This window comes from Mesorhizobium sp. M1E.F.Ca.ET.041.01.1.1, from assembly GCF_003997355.1.
Lineage (GTDB): Bacteria > Pseudomonadota > Alphaproteobacteria > Rhizobiales > Rhizobiaceae > Mesorhizobium.
This window is the reverse complement of record NZ_RZSL01000636.1, coordinates 1-3,200: the sequence shown is the minus strand read 5'-3', so window position 1 is coordinate 3,200 and position 3,200 is coordinate 1. Positions and strand designations below refer to the sequence as shown.

The following is a 3,200-nucleotide window of genomic DNA, read 5'->3' as shown; positions in this document are numbered from 1 at the left end:
CTTTGTAGGCGTTGGCAACCGCCGGAGGCGCGCCATAGCCCTGGGCCAGCGAGCCGAACAGCGTGCCGCCGTCGTTGGCTTTCTTCAGGTCGGCGATGCCCTTCTTGCCGCAAGCGTCGAAGTCGGTGTCAGGCACGTCGGTGCGGGCCGGGACCGAACCCTTCACGACGTTGAAGGCCGACTGGAAGCTCTTCGACAGAGTGGCGGTGGCCAAAGCCACCTGGGCGGCCTTACGGTCGTCCGGGACATTGAACATGCCAAACATATCGGAGTTGTAGATCACGGTGCCGTCAGTGCCCGGGAAGCGGTAGCACAGGAAATCGGTGCCCGGGGTCTTGTTGGCGGCATGGAACTCGCCCTTGGCCCAGTCGCCCATGACCTGAACCAGCGCATCACCCTTGATGACCATGGCGGTGGCAAGGTTCCAGTCGCGGCCCGAGAAGTTCGGGTCGACATATTTGATGAGCTTGGCGAGGTTGTCGAACGACTTCTTCATCGTGTCAGACTTGAGCGACTCGTCATCGAGGTCGTTCATCGCTTTCTTGTAGAACTCCGGTCCGCCGGTCGACATCACAACGGAGTCGAACATGGTGGCTTCCTGCCAGTTCTGGCCGCCGAGCGCGAGCGGGATGACGCCGGCCGCCTTCGCCTTGTCGAGCAGCGCGATGAAGTCGTCGAAGGTCTTCGGCTCGGTGCCGCCGATCTTGTCCATCACCGCCTTGTTGATCCACAGCCAGTTGACGGAGTGGACGTTGACCGGAGCCGCGACCCACTTGCCGTCATAGACGGAGAACTTCTGCAGGGCGGCCGGAACCGACTTGTCCCAGCCTTCCTTCTTGGCGGTCTCGGTCAAGTCGCCCATCACGCCGGCGGCGGCGTAGTCGAGCACGGTGTAACCCAGCATCTGCGAGGCGGTCGGATAGTTGCCTGCCGCAACCATCGCCTTCAACGCGGTCATGGCGGCGTCGCCGCCGCCGCCGGCTACCGGTACGTCCTTCCAGGCATAGCCTTCCTTGGCCAGATCCTGCTTCAGCACGTTCAGAGCGGCCGCTTCACCGCCCGACGTCCACCAATGCAGCATCTGCACTTCCTTGACGTCCGCGGCATGCGCCGAGAACGCAAAGCTCGTCGCGAGAGCCGTTCCGATAAGCAGTTTGCGCAACATTACACTTCCTCCCTTGTTGCATTCATATGACCGGCGGATGGCCGCCGGGGTCTCCCAACTCAGCCGACCCACCACCCGGTGCGCTGGCCGCGATGAAACTGAATGGTCTTTTCCTCGGTATAGTCCTCAACGGCGCGTTTGCCGAGTTCGCGTCCGAGACCGGACTGCTTGTAGCCGCCGAAGGGCAGTTCGGGATAACCTTCCATGAACGTGTTCACCCAAACCGTCCCCGAACGCACTCCGCGCGCCACCGACATGCATGTGTCGATGCTGGCGCTCCACACACCCGCAGACAAACCATAGGGCGTGTTGTTGGCGATGTGCAATGCCTTTTCAATCGTTTCAAAAGTGAGCACGGACAGCACCGGCCCGAACACTTCCTCGCGGGCGATGGCCATATCCTCGGTGACGTTGCGGACGATGGTCGGGTCGAGATACTGGCCGGCATTGGAGGCGAGCTGTCCGCCGCCGCTGTAGACGCTGCCGCCATCGGTTTTCGCCGCCGTCACATAGCCGGCTACTTTTGTCATGTGGTCGGCAGAGATCATGGCGCCGACCTTGGTGCGGTCGTCGAGCGGGTCGCCAACTCTGACCTTTTCCGCCAGCGCCTTCACCGCGCCGAGGAAGTCGTCGGCGATCGCTTCATGCACGATCAGCCGGCTGCCGGCATTGCAGCATTCGCCGGCGTTGAAGAAGCCGCCGAACACCGCCGCGTCCGCCGCCGCTTCGAGGTCGGCATCGGGGAAGACGATCTGGCCGTTCTTGCCGCCAAGCTCCATCGAAACCTTCTTCAAGGAATTCGAGGCGGCGGCCATGGTCATCTTGCCGACGCGAGTCGAGCCGGTGAAGGACACCATCTCGACCAGCGGATGGCTGACCATCGGCGCGCCGACATCGGCGCCGAAGCCGGCGAGGATGTTGACGACGCCGGCCGGCAGGCCGGCCTCGAGCAGGATGTCGCCGAGCACGAAGGTCGAGGCCGACGTCATTTCGCTCGGCTTCACCACTGCCGTGCAGCCGGCAGCGAGCGCGAAGGGCAGTTTCTGGCTGACGATCAGGAACGGGAAATTCCACGGCGTGATGATCGAAACGACGCCGATCGGCTCGCGCAGCACCACGCCCAGCATGGTGTCCCCGAGATTGGCGTAGCTCTCGCCGTGGAGCGTGCGGGCAAGCGAGGCGGCATAGCGCCAGATGTCGACGGCGCCGCCGATCTCGCCGCGCGCCTGGGCGATCGGCTTGCCGGATTCCAGCGCGTCGAGCCGGGCGATCTCTTCCAGCCGGGTCTCGATCAGGTCGGCCGCCTTGAGCAGCACGGCGGCGCGCTCGGAGGCCTTCATGCGCGGCCATGGGCCGTTCTCGAAGGCCCTGTGCGCTGCCTGCACTGCGGCTTCCACTTCCGCGGCGCCGGCCTGAGTGTAGCGCGACACGGCGAAGCCGTGGCCGGGGCTGTTGCGCTCGATGGCGCGGCCATCGCGGGCGTCGACGTGCTTGCCGTCGATCAAAAGCTTGTAGTTTTTCGGCGCTTGGGACGCTTCGGCCGGCATGGAAATCTTGAGCGGTGCGTTCATCGTATTTTCTCTAGGATCTCGAAAAGGCCGGCTTCTGCTTGGCCTTGAAGGCGCCGACGCCGGCCTTGAGGTCGCCGGTGAGCGCAATGAAGCCGCTGGCCAGCGCTTCGGCCGCCGCGGCATTCTCCTCGCCCTCGGCAATGCCGATCATCAGCTTGGCGGCTTCGGTCGCCAGCGGACCGCGTTCGGCGATCTTTTCAGCCCAGGCCCTGGCTTCCTCGAAGGCCTTGCCGGTTTCGACGACGCGGTCGACAACGCCGAGCGCGAGCGCCTCGCCCGCCAGCAGAACTTCGCCCCCTACAGCCATGCGCCGCACCGTCTGCGCGCCGAAGCGGCGCACGGCGCGCTGCGTGCCGGACCAGCCGGGCACGACGCCGATCGAGGTTTCGGGGAAGCCGAGCTTGATCTGGGTTTCGGCGACGCGGAAATCGCAGGCGGCGGCCAGTTCGAGCCCACCGCCGAGC

3 protein-coding genes are annotated in these 3,200 nt (G+C 64.8%); all 3 read right to left on the bottom strand.

Annotation, left to right across the window (positions count from 1 at the left end; genetic code table 11):
• Positions 1–1,165 (bottom strand): ABC transporter substrate-binding protein (locus EOA38_RS31705; RefSeq protein WP_145966158.1); only part of this gene is annotated, 1,165 nt, incomplete at its 3' end.
• A 59-nt stretch (positions 1,166–1,224) separates the two neighbouring features.
• Positions 1,225–2,736: an aldehyde dehydrogenase family protein gene (locus EOA38_RS31700; RefSeq protein WP_126092117.1), complete on the bottom strand. Its 1,512-nt coding sequence runs from the start codon at positions 2,734–2,736 to the stop codon at positions 1,225–1,227.
• A 10-nt stretch (positions 2,737–2,746) separates the two neighbouring features.
• Positions 2,747–3,200, bottom strand: a 454-nt coding sequence (locus EOA38_RS31695) for an enoyl-CoA hydratase/isomerase family protein (protein ID WP_145966157.1), incomplete at its 5' end; no start/stop codon positions are given.

Coding starts and splice junctions, on each gene's coding strand:
- EOA38_RS31700 (WP_126092117.1), bottom strand. CDS start 2,736: ATGAACGCACCGCTCAAGATTTCCATGCCGGCCGAAGCGTCCCAAGCG.